Below are 15,879 nucleotides of genomic sequence, written 5' to 3' on the forward strand. Positions count from 1 at the left end.
GGCGAGTGGATGAGGCGATCTTCGATGACGGACGTGCAGGAGTTCAAGCAGGCGTTCCGCGGGTACGACCAGGCGCAGGTGGATGCCGAGGTGCAGCGCCTTCGCGACGCCGTGGAGCAGTCGCGCCGCTCGGCGCAGGCGGCGGCGCAGGACGTGCAGGCGCAGGCGGAGCACCACCGCGACGACATGTCGGCGGCCGAGCAGCGCATCACGCGGCTCGAGGGCGAGCTCATCGAGGTGCGCAGCCGGCTGCAGGCGGCCGAGTCGCGCGCCCAGATCCTCGGTCGCGAGGTCGGCGAGGACGGCGAGGAGCCGCGCTTCGAGGAGATCCTGCGCGTCGCGGAGGAGCAGGCATCGGCGCTCATCGACAACGCCGTGCAGCAGGCCGACCGCATCGTGGCCGACGCGACGACGCAGATCGCCCGCGACCGGAAGACGCAGAAGGAGGAGTCGGAGCGCATCCTCGAGCACGCGAAGCACGAGGAGGCGCAGGCTCGCCTGCGGATCGAGACCGAGCGCAGCGCGCACGCCGCCGAGCTCGAGTCGCGCGAGGCGAAGCACCAGGAGCGCGTCGCGCAGGCCGACTCGGAGGCGAGGGTGCTCATCTCGGAGGCCGAGCGCGGCGCATCCGCCCTCCGCGCGCAGTCGACGGGCGAGGCCGACGCGATGCGCAGCGAGGCCGAGCGCATCCTGCGCGACGCACGGGCGCGGCAGCTCGAGCTCGAGGCCGCGGCGAAGCGCAGGCAGGAGGAGGCGCAGCAGGAGTTCCTCCGCCTGCACAACCACGCGATCCAGCACGCCGAGCGCATCACGGGCGACGCGAACGACAAGGTGGCGTCCGCGCTGCAGCACGCCAACCACATCGCCGAGCAGGCGCAGGCGTTCGAGGACCTCTCGCGCGCCCAGGCGACGCACGTCGAGCGCCAGTCCGTCGCGAAGGCGAGCGCGATCCTCGGCGAGGCGCGCACGCGCGCGCACTCGATCGTCGAGTCGGTGCTCGCGCACTCGAAGGACGTGCTGCACGAGGCCGAGGACCGCGCGCGGACGCTGCGCTTCCAGCAGCAGCAGCTGCAGGGCTTCCGCGCCGAGCTCGGCCAGCTCATGGCCATCGCGGAGGCGACGCGGGCGGCGCTGCCGACGTTCGGCGACGACGACGCGTCGACGGACGCCGCCTCGACCGCGTCCGCGTCGTCGAGCGCGGCCGAGCGTCCCTTCCCGCCGGTGCCGGCCCCCGTCGACGAGCCGGGCGACGGCGCCGACGACGGCGTCGTCGACGCCGAGCCGATCGTCGAGCAGGATCCGCACGCGCAGCACGTCGACCTCGCCGACGACCTCGACGGCCTCACGATCGTCACGGGCGACGGCGAGCGCGACGAGCCCGCCGCACCCGAGGGCGGCATCGTCAGCGAGCAGGTCGAGGTCGTCTGGCACGAGGATCGCGACGACCGCTGAGCCTCGCGCCGCGCGCCCGGGCGCCGCGCCACGCCGCGCGGAGACCGGTCGGATTGACCCGGCGAGGGCGCGCACGGTAGTGTCGACCCTTGGTGCTCGCCACGTTGCGAGCCTCGAGCTGAGCCCTCCAACCGGGTGCGTCCCACACGGGAACCCCATGGAGCGGGATGCACGACCATCTCAACTTCGACCCGTGAGGCACACATGACTCGCACCTACTCGCCCAAGGCGAGCGAGATCCAGCACGACTGGATCGTCATCGACGCATCCGACGTGGTCCTCGGCCGTCTGGCCAGCCACGCCGCCGCGCTCCTGCGCGGCAAGCACAAGGCGACCTTCGCCCAGCACATGGACATGGGCGACCACGTCATCATCGTGAACGCCGCGAAGGTGGCCCTCACCGGCGCCAAGCGCGAGCAGAAGCTGGCCTACCGCCACTCCGGCTACCCGGGCGGCCTCAAGGCCACCGGCTACGCCGAGCTCCTCGAGCGGTACCCCGCGCGCACGGTCGAGAAGGCCATCCGCGGCATGCTGCCGAAGAACTCCCTGGGCCGCGCCCAGATCAAGAAGCTCAAGGTGTACGCGGGTGCCGAGCACCCTCACGCTGCCCAGCAGCCGACCCCGTACACGTTCGACCAGGTCGCCCAGTAGGCGCGAGAGGGAACCGACACATCATGGCGAAGATCGCAGACTCCATCGAGACGCCGGAGAGCTTCTCGACCGAGACGCCCGAGGCCGCAGCGCCCCGTGCGCCCCGTGTCCTCACCGTCGGCGGCCAGGCCGTCGGCCGACGCAAGCAGGCCATCGCCCGCGTGCGCCTCGTCCCCGGTTCGGGCACCTTCGTGGTCAACGGGCGCACGCTCGAGGACTACTTCCCGAACAAGCTGCACCAGCAGCTCATCAACGACCCGTTCACGATCCTCGAGCTCGGTGGCAGCTACGACGTCATCGCGCGCATCTCCGGTGGTGGCCCCTCGGGCCAGGCCGGCGCCCTGCGCCTCGGCATCGCTCGCTCGCTCAACCAGATCGACGAGGAGAACAACCGCCCCGAGCTGAAGAAGGCCGGCTTCCTCTCGCGTGACGCCCGCGTCATCGAGCGCAAGAAGGCCGGTCTCAAGAAGGCTCGCAAGGCACCTCAGTACTCGAAGCGCTGACCTTGTCGCGCCTGTTCGGCACGGACGGAGTCCGAGGCCTGGCCGGTGCGGACATCACGGCCGAGCTCGCGCTGTCACTCGCCCAGGCGAGTGCAGCCGTGCTCGGCCGTGCTGCACGTCTGGAGGGTCGTCGGCCCGTCGCCGTCGTCGCTCGCGACCCGCGGGTCTCGGGCGAGTTCATCGTGGCCGCGGTCTCCGCGGGTCTCGCCTCGAGCGGGGTCGACGTGCTCGACGCCGGGGTGATCCCGACGCCGGCGGCCGCGTTCCTCGTCGGCGACGTCGACGCCGACTTCGGCGTCATGATCTCGGCGTCGCACAACCCGGCGCCCGACAACGGCATCAAGTTCCTCGCGCGGGGCGGGCTCAAGCTGCGCGACGCCGCCGAGGACGACATCGAGCGCGCGATGGCCGAGCAGCCGTTGCGCGCCGTCGGCGGCGAGGTCGGGCGGATCCGCCGCTTCGCCGACGCCGAGGATCGCTACGTGCTGCATCTGCTCGGCACGCTCGACGTGCGGCTCGACGGCCTGCACGTCGTGCTCGACTGCGCGAACGGCGCCGCGTCGGGTGTGAGCCCGGACGCGTTCGTCGACGCCGGCGCGACCGTGACGGTCATCGGCGCCGAGCCGGACGGCATGAACATCAACCGCGACGTCGGGTCGACGCATCTCGAGCTGCTGCAGGAGCGCGTCGTCGCGCTCGGCGCCGACCTCGGCATCGCGCACGACGGCGACGCCGACCGCTGCCTCGCGGTCGACGCCGAGGGCCGCGTCGTCGACGGCGACCAGATCCTCGCGATCCTCGCCGTGGCCGCGAAGGGGCGCGGCGAGCTCGTCGACGACACGCTCGTCGCGACCGTCATGTCGAACCTCGGGCTCCGTCTCGCGATGGACGAGCACGGCATCGAGCTCGTGCAGACCGCCGTGGGCGACCGCTACGTGCTCGAGGCGCTCGACGCCTACGGGCTGACCCTCGGCGGCGAGCAGTCGGGCCACGTCATCCTCACGCGGCACGCGACGACGGGCGACGGCATCCTCACCGGCATGCACATCGCGCAGGAGATGGCCCGCACGGGTCGCTCGCTCGCCGAGCTCGCGTCGGTCATGCAGGTGTTCCCGCAGGTCCTCGTGAACGTGTCGGGCGTCGACCGCCTCGCGCTCTCGGGCGACGACGTCATCCACGCCGAGGTCGCCCGCATCGAGGCGGAGCTCGGCGACGCCGGGCGCGTGCTGCTGCGCCCGAGCGGCACCGAGAAGATCATCCGCGTCATGGTCGAGGCACGCGAGCAGCACACCGCCGACCGCGTGGCGCACGAGCTGGCGCAGCTCGTGCGCGACCGGCTCGGCATGGCGTCCGAGGGCTAGCGCGCCGCGCGCGCGGCCCGGTCAGCGGGCTCGCGCGCGGTACGCGGCGACGTTGACGCGCGACTGGCACGCCGTGGAGCAGAAGCGGCGCGAGCGGTTGCGGGACAGGTCGAGCATCGGCAGGCCGCAGCGGGGATCCGCACAGCGCTTGCAGCGGTCGGTCTCGCCGAGGCGGATGATGTCGACGAACGCGATCGCGGTCTCGACGGCGATGCGCTCGGCGAGCGGGCGCTCGGCGTCGACGGCGTGCAGATGCCAGTCGATGCCGTCGTGCCGCACGAGCTGCGGCGCGGCGTCGGCGGTGCGGAGGATCGCGTTCGCGAGCGCCGGCACGTCGTCGCGCTCGGCGTCCCACATGGCGAGCAGCGCGGGGACGACGTCGCGCACCTGCTGCGCCTCGAGGTCGTCGTGGGTCCGCGCGCCGGTGTACTGCATGCTGCCCACCGCGCGGTCGAGCCCGGCGGCGTCGTCGAGCGTGCCGTCGGCCGCCGCGGTCGCGAACGCGACGACGGCGTCGAGCGCTGCGACGGTCTCGGTCGGCAGCCGCAGGGGGGTCACCATGTGGCGCGTCTCATCGTCCATAGGATAGCGTCACGACCGTACGAACGAACGCCCATGACATCCGACGGAGCGAGCATGACCGACCGACGCAGCCTCGGACTGCTGCTGTGCATCGCCGCCGCAGCGTCCTTCGGCCTCTCCGGCATCTTCGCGAGCGCCCTCATCGGCTCGGGCTGGTCGCCCGGCGCCGTGACCACCGCGCGCATCTGCCTCGCGGCGCTCGTCATGCTCGTCCCCGCGCTCCTCGCCCTCCGCGGCCGGTGGCGCGCGCTGTGGGCCGGCCGGTGGCAGGTGCTGCTCTTCGGCATCTTCGCCGTCGCCATCTGCCAGCTCGCGTTCTTCAGCGCCGTGCAGCGCATCCCGCCGGCGCTCGCGCTGCTGATCGAGTTCCTCGGCCCTGTGCTGCTCGTCGGCTGGACGTGGGCGCGCACGCGGCGCTCGCCCGCCGCGCTCACGCTCGTCGGCGCCGGCATCGCGGTGCTGGGCCTCGGGCTCGTGTCGGGCGTCGGCCAGGCGGAGGGGCTCGACCCCATCGGCATCGGCCTCGCGCTCGTCTCGGCGGTCGGCAACGCCGTCTACTGGGCGTCGGCCGCATCCACGACGCACGGCCTGCCGCCCGTGACCCTCGCGGGCCTCGGCCTCGCCGTCGGCGGCGTCCTGCTGCTCGCCGCAGGCGCGATCGGCGTGCTGCCGATGACCATCGCGACGGCGCCGACGATCCTCGCGGGCGCAGAGGTGCCCATGGTCGTGACCCTCGCGATCCTCGTGCTCGTCGCCACCGTCGCCGCCTACGTCCTCGGCGTGTCCGGCGTGCGCCGGCTCGGCGCGACGCTCTCGAGCTTCCTCGGCTACTCCGAGCCGCTGTTCGGGGTGCTCTGGATGGCGCTGCTGCTCGCGATCGTGCCCTCGCCCGTGCAGGGAGCGGGCGCGATCGCGATCCTCGCGGGCGTCGTGCTCGTGCGCGCCGGCGAGCTGCGCAGGCCGCGCGCGCAGCGCGACCCGGTGACGGCGCCCGTCGAGCTGCCGCTCGTCGCACCCGAGGAGCCCGCACGGGCGCCGGGCGCCGCCGCCCGCGCGCTGCAGCCCACCGACGACGCCGGCGGCACCGTGCGCTAGATCTTGCGCAGCAGCACCGACCGCACCGTGTGGTCGGTGTCCTTGCGCAGCACGAGGTCGGCGCGGGAGCGGGTCGGCTGGATGTTCTCGGCGAGGTTCGGACCGTTGATCGCATCCCAGATCTTCACGGCGTGCGCGCGCGCCGCCTGCTCGTCGAGGTCGGCGAAGCGGTGGAAGTACGAGTCGGGGCTCTGGAACGCGCCCTGCTGCAGCGCGAGGAAGCGCTCGACGTACCACTCGCGGATCGACGCGGTCCGCGCGTCGACGTAGATCGAGAAGTCGAAGAGGTCCGACACGGCCATGTGGGCCTTCGACGCCGGCGGCTGCAGCACGTTGAGGCCCTCGACGATGAGGATGTCGGGCCTGCGGATGACGATGCGCTCGTCGGGCACGATGTCGTAGGTGAGGTGCGAGTACACGGGCACCTCGACCTCCTCGTCGCCCGACTTCACGCGCGAGATGCACTGCAGCAGCGCACGGCGGTCGTAGGCCTCCGGGAATCCCTTGCGCTGCATGAGGCCGCGCCGCTCGAGCTCGGCGTTCGGCAGGAGGAAGCCGTCGGTCGTGACGAGGTCGACGCGGGGGCTGCCCTCCCAGCGCGCGAGGAGCTCCTGCAGCAGGCGGGCCGTCGTCGACTTGCCGACCGCGACGGAGCCCGCGACGCCGATGACGAACGGCACGGGGTGCTCGCGCTCGCCGAGGAAGGCGGTGGTGTCGCGCCGCAGGCGCCGCGCGGCCTCCTGGTACAGGCTCACGAGCCGCGAGATGGGCAGGTACACCTCGGCGACCTCGCGCAGCTCGAGGCGGTCGCCGAGCCCGCGCAGGCGCGCGACCTCCCGCTCGGTGAGCGGGTTGGGCGTCGTGGGGGCGAGTCGGGACCAGGCCATGCGCCCGATCTCGACGAACGGCGTCTGCTGCTGCGTCACAGGCGCCGAGCCTAGCGAGGGGTGCGTCGCGCCGCCGGTACGCTGAGGGGCATGTGCGGCATCGTCGGGTATGCAGGTCCACGGGACACCGTCGAGGTGCTCCTCGAGGGGCTCGGTCGGCTCGAGTACCGCGGCTACGACTCCGCGGGCGTCGCCGTCGTGGGCGTCGACGGGGTCTCGTGGCGCAAGCGCGGAGGCAAGCTCGGCGTGCTGCGGTCGTCGCTCGACGACGCGCCGCTGCCCGAGTCGGGCATCGGCATCGGCCACACGCGCTGGGCGACGCACGGCGGGCCGACCGACGAGAACGCGCACCCGCACCTCGGCGACGACGGGCGCCTCGCGCTCATCCACAACGGCATCATCGAGAACTTCGCCGAGCTGCGCGCCGAGCTCGAGGCGGCGGGCGAGACGTTCACGTCCGACACCGACACCGAGGCCGCCGCGCTGCTGCTCGGCCGCCTCCACCGCGAGCACCGCGACCTCACGCAGGCCATGCTCGCCCTCGCCGGCAGGCTCGAGGGGCAGTTCACGCTCCTCGCCGTGCACCTCGACGAGCCCGACGTCGTCGTCGGCGCGTGCCACAACTCCCCGCTGCTCGTCGGCCTCGCCGAGGGCGAGCAGTTCCTCGCGAGCGACGTGAGCGCCTTCGTGCGCTACACGCGCCACGCCAGGGCGCTCGGCAACGACGAGGTCGCGACGATCACGCCCGAGGGCGTCACGGTCGTCGACTTCGACGGCCGGCCGCTCGAGGGCGAGACGTTCGAGGTCACGTGGGATGCCGCGGCCGCCGAGAAGGGCGGCTGGTCGTCGTTCATGGCGAAGGAGATCGCCGAGGACCCCGAGGCCGTCGCCAACACGCTGCGCGGACGCCTCGTCGACGGCCTGCCGTCGCTCGGCGAGCTCGGCTCGCTCGACGACGACGCGCTGCGCGGCATCGACCGCGTGCAGATCGTCGCGTGCGGCACCGCGGCGTACTCCGCGCTCGTCGGCAAGTACGCGATGGAGGCGTGGGCGCGCATCCCCGTCGAGGTCGACCTCGCGCACGAGTACCGGTACCGCGACCCGATCGTCGACGAGCGCACGCTCGTCATCTCGATCTCGCAGTCGGGCGAGACGATGGACACGAAGATGGCGGTGCAGCACGCCATCGCGCAGGGCGCCCGCACGCTGTCGATCTGCAACACGCAGGGCTCGACGATCGCGCGCGCCTCGGAGGCCGTCCTCTACACGCACGCGGGGCCCGAGGTGGCCGTCGCGTCGACGAAGGCCTTCCTCGCGCAGGTCGTCGCGCTGCTGCTCACGGGCCTCCACCTCGGACGCGTGCGCGGCGCCATGGCCGACGACGCGATCCGCGAGGTGACCGAGGCGCTCGAGGAGCTGCCCGAGCAGCTGCGTACGCTGCTCGCCGACCAGGACGAGATCCGCGAGCTCGCGCAGTGGATGAGCGACACGCGCTCGGTGCTCTTCCTCGGCAGGCACGTGGGGTACCCCGTCGCGCTCGAGGGTGCGCTGAAGCTCAAGGAGCTCAGCTACATCCACGCGGAGGGCTTCGCCGCCGGCGAGCTGAAGCACGGCCCGATCGCGCTCATCGAGCCCGGCCAGGTCGTCTTCGTCGTCGTGCCGAGCCCGCGGCACCAGCAGGGCCTGCACGCGAAGGTCGTCTCGAACATCCAGGAGATCCGTGCGCGCGGCGCCCGCGTCATCGCGGTGGCCGAGGCGGGCGACTCGGCGGTGCTGCCGTACGCGAACCAGGTGCTGCGCATCCCGCTGACCCTGCCGCTGCTCGAGCCGGTGCTGTCGGTCGTGCCGCTCCACGTCTTCGCGCTCGAGCTCGCGACGGCGAAGGGCCTCGACGTCGACCAGCCGCGCAACCTCGCGAAGTCCGTGACGGTCGAGTGATCGTCGGGCTGGGCATCGACGTCGTCGACGTCGCGCGCTTCGAGCGCGCGGTCGCGCGCACGCCCGGCCTGGCCCAGCGGCTCTTCGCCGACGACGAGCTCGTCGTCTCCGGGTCGCCGAGGCCCGTCCGCTCGCTCGCAGCCCGCTGGGCGGCCAAGGAGGCGGCGGCGAAGGCGCTCGGCACCATCGAGGGCCAGCGGTGGCGCGACCTCGTGGTCGCGTCCGACGCGGCCGGCGCGCCCTCGCTCGTGCTCGGTGGCGCGTGGGCGGCGCTCGCGACCTCGCGCGGCGTCACGAGCGTCCACGTGTCCCTCACGCACGACGCGGGCGTCGCGGCAGCCGTCGTGGTCGCGGAGGCGTGATGCGCGTCGAGGTCGACGCGTCGGCGATCGCCGCGAACGTCGCCGCCGTCGCGGCGCAGGCGGGCGTCGGCGTGTGCGGCGTCGTGAAGGCCGACGGCTACGGGCACGGCGCCCTCGTCGCCGCGCGCGCGATGCTCGACGGCGGGGCCGCGTGGCTCGGCGTCGTCGACGTCGCCGAGGCGCTCGCGCTGCGCGAGGCGGGCATCGACGTGCCGATCCTCGCCTGGCTGCACGCGGCGGATCCCGATCTGGCGCCCGCGGTCGCCGCGGGCGTCGACGTCGGCGTCTCGAGCCTGGTGCAGCTCGAGCTGGCGGCGCTCGTGGGCGCGACGGTGCATCTCAAGGTGGACACGGGCCTCGGGCGCAACGGCGTGCCGCTCGGCGAGTGGGAGGCCGTCGTGGCCCGCGCGGCCGCGCTGCAGGCCGCGGGCTCGGTGCGCGTGCGCGGCATCTTCTCGCACCTCGCGGGCTCGGGCGCCGTCTCGGATGCCCGCCAGCGCGACGCCTTCGTCGCGGCGTGCGACGTCGCGGCCGCCCTCGAGCCCGAGGTGCGCCATCTCGCGAACTCCTCGGCGGCCATGGGCCTCGCGGGCGCGGGCATGGATCTCGTGCGCGTCGGCATCGCCGCCTACGGCATCCACCCCGATGGCGACGATGCCGCCGGCTCGGCCGCGACGGCCGCGGGGCTCCGGCCGGCGATGCGCGTCACGGGCGTCGCGACCGACGGCGTGCTCGACGTCGGCGCGCGCCACGGCCTGCTGCCCGCCGAGGGCGCACCCGTGCTCGTGGGCGGTCGGATCGTGCCGATCGCGGAGGTCGGGGTCGCGACGTCGCGGCTCGCCGAGCACGCGACGGGCGAGGCCGTGCTGTGGGGCGACCCCGGCGAGGGCGAGCCGACGGCCGTCGCGTGGGCGCTGGCCGCGGGCACGATCGGCTACGAGGTCGTCACGCGGATGGCTGCTGCATGAGCGCCCTCGCACCCCGTCGCGTCGCGACGGTCGACCTCGCGGGCGACGTCGTGCGGCTCGCGGGCGAGGTCGTGTCGACGAAGCGCGTGCCGGCCGGGCACGGCGTCTCGTACGGCAGCGAGCACGTCACCGCCGAGCCGACGACCCTGGCCCTCGTCGCGCTCGGCTACGCCGACGGCGTGCCGCGCTCGGCATCCGGCGCGCCCGTGACCGTCGGCGGCGCGTCGCACGCGATCGCCGGGCGCGTCGCGATGGACCAGGTCGTGCTCGACGTCGGCGACGCGCGCGTCCAGGCGGGCGCGGAGGCCGTGCTGTGGGGTGCGGGCGGCACCGGCATCGAGGCATGGGGCGAGGCCGCGGGGGTGCCGGCGGCGCTGCTCGCCGCGTTCGTCGGCCCGCGGGTCGACGTCGTCGTCGAGGGCGTCGTGGCCGACGCCGATGCGATGGAGGGACTCGGCGTGCGCCTCGCTGGCATCCTCGCCGCCGGCGACGTCCTCGTGCTCACGGGCGAGCTGGGTGCGGGCAAGACGACGCTCGTGCGCGGCATCGGCGCGGGGCTCGGCGCGGTCGGCACCGTGCAGAGCCCGACGTTCGTCATCGCGCGGACGCACCGCACCGCGACCGTCCCGCTGCTGCACGTCGACGCGTACCGGCTCGGCGACGAGGCCGAGCTCGACGACCTCGACCTCGACGTCGAGGCCTCGATCACCGTCGCCGAGTGGGGCCTGCCGCTCGTGCACGCCGTCGACGCGTGGCTGCACGTCGAGATCGTGCGCGCGCGCGGCGGCGACGACGTCGACGAGCCGCGCACCGTGCGGCTCACGGGGCACGGGCCGGCATGGCCCGCCGCCCGCCTGCTGACATTCGCGAGGGGGAGCGCATGATCCTGGCCATCGACACGTCGCGGGGCACGTCGATCGCGCTCGTCGACGGCGATCGCGTCGTCGCGTCGCGTGAGGAGCACGACACGAGGCGCCATGCGGAGGTGCTCGACGTCCTGCTCGCCGAGGTGCTCGGCACGCATCGCAGCGCCGTCACGAGCGTCGTCGCGGGGCTCGGGCCCGGCGCGTTCACCGGCCTGCGCATCGGCATCGTCGCCGTGCGCACCGCGGCGCTCGGCCTCGGGGTGCCGTGGGTCGGCGTGTGCAGCCACGACGCCGTCGGGGTCGGCCAGCAGGGGCTCGTGCAGGTCACGACCGACGTGCGCAGGCGCGAGCGGGCGTGGAGCATCTACGACGGCGGCCACCGCGTCGACGGTCCGGCGATCGCGCCCGCGCTCGAGGTGCCCGTCGTCGAGGGCGCTCGCCGCGTCGACGCCGACTGGATCGACGCCGCCGGGCTCGTCGCGGCGCTCGCCGCCGGCGCGGAGACGGGCCGGGAGGCGCTGTACCTCCGCGAGGCGGACGCCGTGCCGAGCGCCGCACCGAAGCGGGTGACGACGTGATCGCGCTGCGCACGGCCGTGCCGGGCGACCTCGACGCCATCATGGCGATCGAGACCGCGTCCTTCGGGCTCACCGCATGGTCGCGCCCGGTCATGGAGCGCGAGATGACGAGCGAGTGGGGGCGCTACGTCGTGGCCGTCGACGACGCGGGCGCCGTCGTCGGCTACGTCGGCCTGCGCGCCGTGGGCGTCGAGGGCGACATCCAGACGATCGCCGTCTCGGCGGCCGCACGCGGCACGGGCCTCGGCAGGCGACTCCTCGCCGAGGCGCAGCAGGACGCCCGGATGCGCGGCGTCCGCGAGCTGTTCCTCGAGGTGCGCGAGGACAACGCCCCGGCGCGTGCGCTGTACCTGTCCGAGGGGTTCGAGGAGATCGGCGTGCGCCCCGGCTACTACCAGCCGGAGGGCATCGACGCGATCGCGATGCGGAAGGAGCTCGCATGAGGCCGCTCGTGCTGGGCATCGAGACGAGCTGCGACGAGACCGGCGTCGGGATCGTGCGCGGCGACGAGCTGCTCGCCAACGTCGTCGCGTCGTCGATGGACCTCCACGCGCGCTTCGGCGGCGTCGTGCCCGAGATCGCGGCCCGCGCGCACCTCGAGGCCATGGAGCCGACCATCGAGCGCGCGCTCGCCGAGGCGGGCGTGACGCTCGGCGATCTCGACGCCATCGCCGTGACGGCCGGCCCCGGCCTCGCGGGCGCGCTCATGGTCGGCGTCGGCGCCGCGAAGGCGCTCGGCGTCGCGACGGGCCTGCCCGTGCACGGCGTCAACCACCTCGTGGGCCACGTGGCGGCGGATGCGCTCGCAGGCGGGCCGATCGACGAGGAGACGATCGCGCTGCTCGTCTCCGGCGGCCACACGTCCCTCCTGCACGTCCGTGACGTCGACGCCGACGTCGTGACGCTCGGCGAGACGATCGACGACGCGGCGGGGGAGGCGTTCGACAAGGTCGCGCGGCTGCTCGGCCTCGGCTACCCGGGCGGGCCGTCGATCGACGCGGCCGCCGTCGACGGCGATCCGCGCGCCATCGCCTTCCCGCGCGGCCTCACCGCGCCGAAGGATCGCGAGCGGCACCGCTTCGACTTCTCGTTCTCGGGCCTCAAGACCGCCGTCGCCCGCCACGTCGAGCGCACGGGCGACGCGGGCGAGCTGCGCGTCGCGGACGTCGCGGCATCCTTCCGCGAGGCCGTCGTCGACGTGCTCGTGACCAAGGCGCTCGACGCGTGCGCGCACACGGGCGTGCCGCGCCTGCTGCTCGGCGGCGGCGTCGTCGCGAACGCGAGGCTGCGCGAGGTCGCCGCGGAGCGGTGCGAGGCGGCGGGCGTCGCGCTGCGCGTGCCTCCGCTGGCGCTGTGCACCGACAACGGCGCGATGATCGCCGGGCTCGGCGCGCGCCTCGTCTCGCGCGGCGTCGCACCGAGCGCGCCGGGCTTCGGCGTGGAGTCGACGCTCGACGCCGGGATCGTCCAGGTCGGCTGACGCGCCCATCGGCAGCGCCGTGTGCGCGCGACAGAGCCGCCGCACAGGCTCGGATGGCATGCTCTGCAGCGTGAGCATCGCACCGCCGCCGCCCCTCGCCGCCGCGCACGAGGCGCCCGACGCCGCCGCGTACCGCGCGCCCGCGACCGACCTGCTCGCGATGCTCGCCATCTGCGCGAGCGCCGCAGGCCTCGTGCTGCTGCCGGGGATCGGGTCGATCGCCGGCATCGTGCTCGGCGCGATCGCGCTCGTCCGCATCCGACGCACGGACGCGGGCGGCCGCCCGCTCGCGCTCGCGGCGATCGTGCTCGGCGCGCTCTCGCTCGTGCTGCTCGTCGTGGGGGTCGCGCTCTTCGCGGTCGGCATCGGCGAGCTCGTGGAGCAGCTGCCCACCGTTCGATGACGCGACCCACGGTCTCGGCCGGGACGCGTGCGGTAGCGTGAGCACGTCGCGTCGCACCGCTCTTCGTGACGACCGTGACCACAGCCTGCCAGGCAGGCGAGGATCCCAGGAGGGACCATGAGCGACCAGTTCCCGCAGCAGGGCGACGAGCGACGCTTCGCGCCGTCGGAGACCCCCGAGCAGCAGCCCGCGACCGACCCGAGCTTCGGCCAGCAGTCGCAGCAGCCCGAGCAGGGCCAGTCGTGGAGCGCCTCGAGCGACTCGTCGGCCGGCTCGTGGGGCCAGGCCGCCGCGCAGCAGCCCGAGCAGCCCGCGACCCCGTCCTACGGCCAGCAGGCGACGCCGTCGTACGGCCAGCAGTCCGAGACGCCCGCATACGGCCAGCAGGCCGAGCAGACGCCGTCGTACGGACAGCAGCAGCCCGAGACGCCCTCCTACGGCCAGCAGCCCGCATCGACCCCGTCGTACGGCCAGCAGCCCGAGACCCCGTCGTACGGCCAGCAGTCCGAGACCCCGTCGTACGGCCAGCAGTCCGAGACCCCGTCGTACGGCCAGCAGCAGCAGTCGTACGGCCAGTCGACGCCCGCTCCGTCGTACGGGCAGCAGACCCCGGCCTACGGCCAGCAGTCGTCGGCGCCCGCCTACGGCCAGCAGCAGCAGGACGGGTCGTACGGCCAGCAGGCCGCCTACGGCCAGCCCGGCTACCAGCAGCCGCAGTACGGCCAGCAGCAGACCGGCTACGCCGCCTACGGCCAGCAGCAGTTCGGACAGCCCGAGAAGGCACCGCGCGGCAAGCTCACGGGCCTCACGATCACGGCGATCGTGCTCGGTGCGCTCGGCTTCGTGCTGTCGTGGTCCGGCCTCGGCCTCCTGCCCGCCGTCGGCGCGATCGTCACGGGCCTCATGAGCATGCGCCGCGCGCCCCAGAACAAGCCGTGGGGCCTCATCGCGATGCTCGCGGGCGTGCTCGGCACCCTCATCACGCTCATCGTCATCATCATCTACGTCGTCGTGTGGGGTCAGTACTTCGCAGCGGGCGGCTCGTTCTGAGCCATCCCCGCCGATCGCACGAACGCCCCGCCTGCTCGGCGGGGCGTTCTGCGTGACGGGGAGGCGCCTCAGGCGCGCTCGGCGAGGATCGCCCGGTGGCGGCCGCCCAGGCGCGTCGCGACGAGCGTCGCCGAGCGGTCGCCCTGCAGGCGCAGGCGCCTGCGCAGGCGATCGGGGTCGACGTCGGCGCCGCGCTTCTTGATCTCGAGCGTGCCGATGCCCCGCTCGCGCAGCTCGCGCTGGATCGTGCGCTCGTCGAGGGGGAGCGTCGCGAGCACGCGGAACCGCTGCGTGAACGGGCTCGTCGCGTCGGCGTCGGTCGTGAGGTACGCGATGCGCTCGCTCACGGCCCCCGCTGCGATGCGCTCCGCGATCGAGCCGATGAGGCGCGCGCGGATGACGGATCCCGCGGGCTCGTGCAGCCAGGCGCCGAGCTCCCGCACCGGCACGTCGTCGGCGTCGGGCGTCCCCGCCACCTCGTGCGCGCCGGCCGCGTCGAGCACGAGCGCCGAGGTCGACACGCCGACGCGGGCGAGCCCGCCCGTCCACACGACGGCCTCGACCGTCTCGCCGTCGACGGTGACCCACTGCGCCTCGCTGCCGGCCGGGATCAGGTCGCGGTCGATCGCCGGGGCGACCTTGATGCCCATGGGGCGCTCGTGGGCGAGCGAGAGCAGCCACGGCAGCGGCGGCGACCATGCCTCGACCGGCAGCCTGCGGCCCGTGGCGTCGCGCCGTGCCGGGTCTGCCCAGACGGCGTCGACGCCCGCGAGGTCCACGTCCTCGGCGCGGGCGTGGGAGACGGATGCCTCGGGCAGCGGGGCGAGGTTGAAGCCCGCGACCGCGGCGGTGACCTCGTCGGCGTCGACGGCTCGCACGACGCAGCCGGCACCCGCGAGCGCCATCGCGTCGCCGCCGATGCCGCAGCCGAGGTCGGCGACGGCGCGCATGCCCGCGTCGCGCATCCGGCCGGCGTGCACGGCGGCGACGCGCAGCCGCGTCGCCTGCTCGAGACCCGCCTCCGTGAAGAGCATCGCCGCGGCGAAGTCGCCGAACTTGGCGTGCGCGCGCCGGCGCAGCCGGGCCTGCGTCAGCACGGCGGCGACGAGCGCCGGGTCGTGCCCGCGGCGACGCAGCGTCGCCACCGCCTGCACGGCGCCACCGAGGTCGTCGAGGCTCGCCGACGCCTCGTCGAGGAGGGCGAGGCCCTCGCGCGAGAGCAGCATGCGCAAGCCGACGGCGTCCATGTCCCCATCCAAGCAGCAGCGACGCTGGCACTCATGTTGACCGAGTGCCAGCGCCTCGCGTACAGTCGACCTGGCACTCGACGACGTCGATTGCCAGCAGACTGTCGACTCAGGAAAGAGGCAACCGTGTCGGTCTCCATCAAGCCGCTCGAGGACCGCATCGTCATCCGCCAGGTCGAGGCGGAGACGACGACTGCCAGCGGGCTCGTCATCCCCGACACCGCCAAGGAGAAGCCCCAGGAGGGCGAGGTCGTGGCGGTCGGACCGGGTCGCATCGACGACAACGGCAACCGCGTGCCCGTCGACGTCGCCGAGGGCGACCGCGTGCTCTACTCGAAGTACGGCGGCACCGAGGTGAAGTTCGGCGGCGACGAGTTCCTCGTGCTGTCCGCGCGCGACGTGCTCGCCGTGGTCGTGCGCTGACGCGCACCGATCCACCACCGCCGAAGGCGGCGC

Annotated in this window: 18 protein-coding genes; 15 read left to right on the forward strand and 3 right to left on the reverse strand. The window is 74.1% G+C overall.

Features of this window, described 5'->3' with window-relative positions:
- Positions 1-24 precede the first annotated feature (24 nt).
- The 4 genes from ABD249_RS02640 to glmM all read left to right on the forward strand — a co-directional run bounded on the left by ABD249_RS02640 (position 25) and on the right by glmM (position 3,967).
- Entirely contained in the window at positions 25-1,452 is a 1,428-nt protein-coding gene (locus ABD249_RS02640; protein WP_344340020.1) for a DivIVA domain-containing protein, read from the forward strand.
- A 204-nt stretch (positions 1,453-1,656) separates the two neighbouring features.
- Complete coding sequence (gene rplM / locus ABD249_RS02645; protein WP_344340021.1) at positions 1,657-2,103, forward strand: 50S ribosomal protein L13; 447 nt, start codon at positions 1,657-1,659, stop codon at positions 2,101-2,103.
- A gap of 23 nt (positions 2,104-2,126) precedes the next feature.
- On the forward strand, positions 2,127-2,606 hold the full coding sequence (gene rpsI, locus ABD249_RS02650; protein WP_344340023.1) for a 30S ribosomal protein S9: 480 nt from the start codon (positions 2,127-2,129) through the stop codon (positions 2,604-2,606).
- A gap of 2 nt (positions 2,607-2,608) precedes the next feature.
- Positions 2,609-3,967: a phosphoglucosamine mutase gene (glmM, locus tag ABD249_RS02655; protein ID WP_344340024.1), complete on the forward strand. Its 1,359-nt coding sequence runs from the start codon at positions 2,609-2,611 to the stop codon at positions 3,965-3,967.
- Between the two features lie 21 nt (positions 3,968-3,988).
- Here glmM and ABD249_RS02660 read toward each other — a convergent pair whose 3' ends face one another.
- On the reverse strand, positions 3,989-4,549 hold the full coding sequence (locus ABD249_RS02660; RefSeq protein ID WP_344340027.1) for a CGNR zinc finger domain-containing protein: 561 nt from the start codon (positions 4,547-4,549) through the stop codon (positions 3,989-3,991).
- A 54-nt stretch (positions 4,550-4,603) separates the two neighbouring features.
- Between ABD249_RS02660 and ABD249_RS02665 the strand changes: the two genes are divergently transcribed.
- The gene (locus ABD249_RS02665) at positions 4,604-5,644 is read left to right on the forward strand and encodes an EamA family transporter (protein ID WP_344340028.1); all 1,041 of its coding nucleotides are present in this window, start codon (positions 4,604-4,606) and stop codon (positions 5,642-5,644) included.
- Here the strand turns inward: ABD249_RS02665 and coaA are convergent.
- Positions 5,641-6,570, reverse strand: a complete 930-nt coding sequence (gene coaA / locus ABD249_RS02670; protein WP_344340030.1) for a type I pantothenate kinase — start codon at positions 6,568-6,570, stop codon at positions 5,641-5,643. The two genes, ABD249_RS02665 and coaA, sit on opposite strands and share 4 nt — an antisense overlap.
- Before the next feature lie 51 nt (positions 6,571-6,621).
- Here coaA and glmS point away from each other — a divergent pair, with 51 nt between their 5' ends.
- The 9 genes from glmS (at position 6,622) to ABD249_RS02715 (ending at position 14,176) form a co-directional block, all read left to right on the forward strand.
- Positions 6,622-8,469, forward strand: coding sequence for a glutamine--fructose-6-phosphate transaminase (isomerizing) (glmS, locus tag ABD249_RS02675; protein WP_344340031.1), 1,848 nt, complete (start codon positions 6,622-6,624; stop codon positions 8,467-8,469).
- Positions 8,466-8,831: a holo-ACP synthase gene (locus ABD249_RS02680; protein ID WP_344340032.1), complete on the forward strand. Its 366-nt coding sequence runs from the start codon at positions 8,466-8,468 to the stop codon at positions 8,829-8,831. The genes glmS and ABD249_RS02680 overlap by 4 nt, the downstream gene beginning before the upstream one ends.
- Positions 8,831-9,799: an alanine racemase gene (locus tag ABD249_RS02685; RefSeq protein WP_344340034.1), complete on the forward strand. Its 969-nt coding sequence runs from the start codon at positions 8,831-8,833 to the stop codon at positions 9,797-9,799. The genes ABD249_RS02680 and ABD249_RS02685 overlap by 1 nt, the downstream gene beginning before the upstream one ends.
- Entirely contained in the window at positions 9,796-10,683 is an 888-nt protein-coding gene (gene tsaE, locus ABD249_RS02690; protein WP_344340035.1) for a tRNA (adenosine(37)-N6)-threonylcarbamoyltransferase complex ATPase subunit type 1 TsaE, read from the forward strand. Before ABD249_RS02685 ends, tsaE begins: the two co-directional genes overlap by 4 nt.
- Complete coding sequence (tsaB, locus tag ABD249_RS02695; protein WP_344340036.1) at positions 10,680-11,243, forward strand: tRNA (adenosine(37)-N6)-threonylcarbamoyltransferase complex dimerization subunit type 1 TsaB; 564 nt, start codon at positions 10,680-10,682, stop codon at positions 11,241-11,243. The genes tsaE and tsaB overlap by 4 nt, the downstream gene beginning before the upstream one ends.
- Positions 11,240-11,686 carry a ribosomal protein S18-alanine N-acetyltransferase gene (gene rimI / locus ABD249_RS02700; RefSeq protein WP_344340038.1) on the forward strand — a complete coding sequence of 149 codons (447 nt, stop codon included), beginning with the start codon at positions 11,240-11,242 and terminating at the stop codon, positions 11,684-11,686. Before tsaB ends, rimI begins: the two co-directional genes overlap by 4 nt.
- Positions 11,683-12,723 (forward strand): tRNA (adenosine(37)-N6)-threonylcarbamoyltransferase complex transferase subunit TsaD, encoded by a 1,041-nt coding sequence (gene tsaD, locus ABD249_RS02705; protein ID WP_344340039.1) that lies wholly within the window; start codon positions 11,683-11,685, stop codon positions 12,721-12,723. Before rimI ends, tsaD begins: the two co-directional genes overlap by 4 nt.
- A 70-nt stretch (positions 12,724-12,793) precedes the next feature.
- Complete coding sequence (locus ABD249_RS02710; RefSeq protein ID WP_344340041.1) at positions 12,794-13,126, forward strand: DUF4190 domain-containing protein; 333 nt, start codon at positions 12,794-12,796, stop codon at positions 13,124-13,126.
- Between the two features lie 117 nt (positions 13,127-13,243).
- The gene (locus tag ABD249_RS02715) at positions 13,244-14,176 is read left to right on the forward strand and encodes a hypothetical protein (RefSeq protein ID WP_344340042.1); all 933 of its coding nucleotides are present in this window, start codon (positions 13,244-13,246) and stop codon (positions 14,174-14,176) included.
- 68 nt (positions 14,177-14,244) lie between these two features.
- Here ABD249_RS02715 and ABD249_RS02720 read toward each other — a convergent pair whose 3' ends face one another.
- Positions 14,245-15,423 carry a class I SAM-dependent methyltransferase gene (locus tag ABD249_RS02720; protein ID WP_344340045.1) on the reverse strand — a complete coding sequence of 393 codons (1,179 nt, stop codon included), beginning with the start codon at positions 15,421-15,423 and terminating at the stop codon, positions 14,245-14,247.
- 126 nt (positions 15,424-15,549) lie between these two features.
- Here ABD249_RS02720 and groES point away from each other — a divergent pair, with 126 nt between their 5' ends.
- Positions 15,550-15,846 (forward strand): co-chaperone GroES, encoded by a 297-nt coding sequence (groES, locus tag ABD249_RS02725; protein ID WP_344340047.1) that lies wholly within the window; start codon positions 15,550-15,552, stop codon positions 15,844-15,846.
- Positions 15,847-15,879: the final 33 nt, after the last annotated feature.

Origin of the sequence: Agrococcus versicolor (assembly GCF_039531815.1) — a bacterium.
Classification (GTDB): domain Bacteria; phylum Actinomycetota; class Actinomycetes; order Actinomycetales; family Microbacteriaceae; genus Agrococcus; species Agrococcus versicolor.

Bases quoted from the DNA above. Each gene is read 5' to 3' on its own strand.
- ABD249_RS02640 (WP_344340020.1), top strand. From the start codon at position 25: ATGACGGACGTGCAGGAGTTCAAGCAGGCGTTCCGCGGGTACGACCAG.
- rplM (WP_344340021.1), top strand. From the start codon at position 1,657: ATGACTCGCACCTACTCGCCCAAGGCGAGCGAGATCCAGCACGACTGG.
- rpsI (WP_344340023.1), top strand. From the start codon at position 2,127: ATGGCGAAGATCGCAGACTCCATCGAGACGCCGGAGAGCTTCTCGACC.
- ABD249_RS02660 (WP_344340027.1), bottom strand. From the start codon at position 4,549: ATGGACGATGAGACGCGCCACATGGTGACCCCCCTGCGGCTGCCGACC.
- ABD249_RS02665 (WP_344340028.1), top strand. From the start codon at position 4,604: ATGACCGACCGACGCAGCCTCGGACTGCTGCTGTGCATCGCCGCCGCA.
- glmS (WP_344340031.1), top strand. From the start codon at position 6,622: ATGTGCGGCATCGTCGGGTATGCAGGTCCACGGGACACCGTCGAGGTG.
- ABD249_RS02685 (WP_344340034.1), top strand. From the start codon at position 8,831: ATGCGCGTCGAGGTCGACGCGTCGGCGATCGCCGCGAACGTCGCCGCC.
- tsaE (WP_344340035.1), top strand. From the start codon at position 9,796: ATGAGCGCCCTCGCACCCCGTCGCGTCGCGACGGTCGACCTCGCGGGC.
- tsaB (WP_344340036.1), top strand. From the start codon at position 10,680: ATGATCCTGGCCATCGACACGTCGCGGGGCACGTCGATCGCGCTCGTC.
- tsaD (WP_344340039.1), top strand. From the start codon at position 11,683: ATGAGGCCGCTCGTGCTGGGCATCGAGACGAGCTGCGACGAGACCGGC.
- ABD249_RS02715 (WP_344340042.1), top strand. From the start codon at position 13,244: ATGAGCGACCAGTTCCCGCAGCAGGGCGACGAGCGACGCTTCGCGCCG.
- ABD249_RS02720 (WP_344340045.1), bottom strand. From the start codon at position 15,423: ATGGACGCCGTCGGCTTGCGCATGCTGCTCTCGCGCGAGGGCCTCGCC.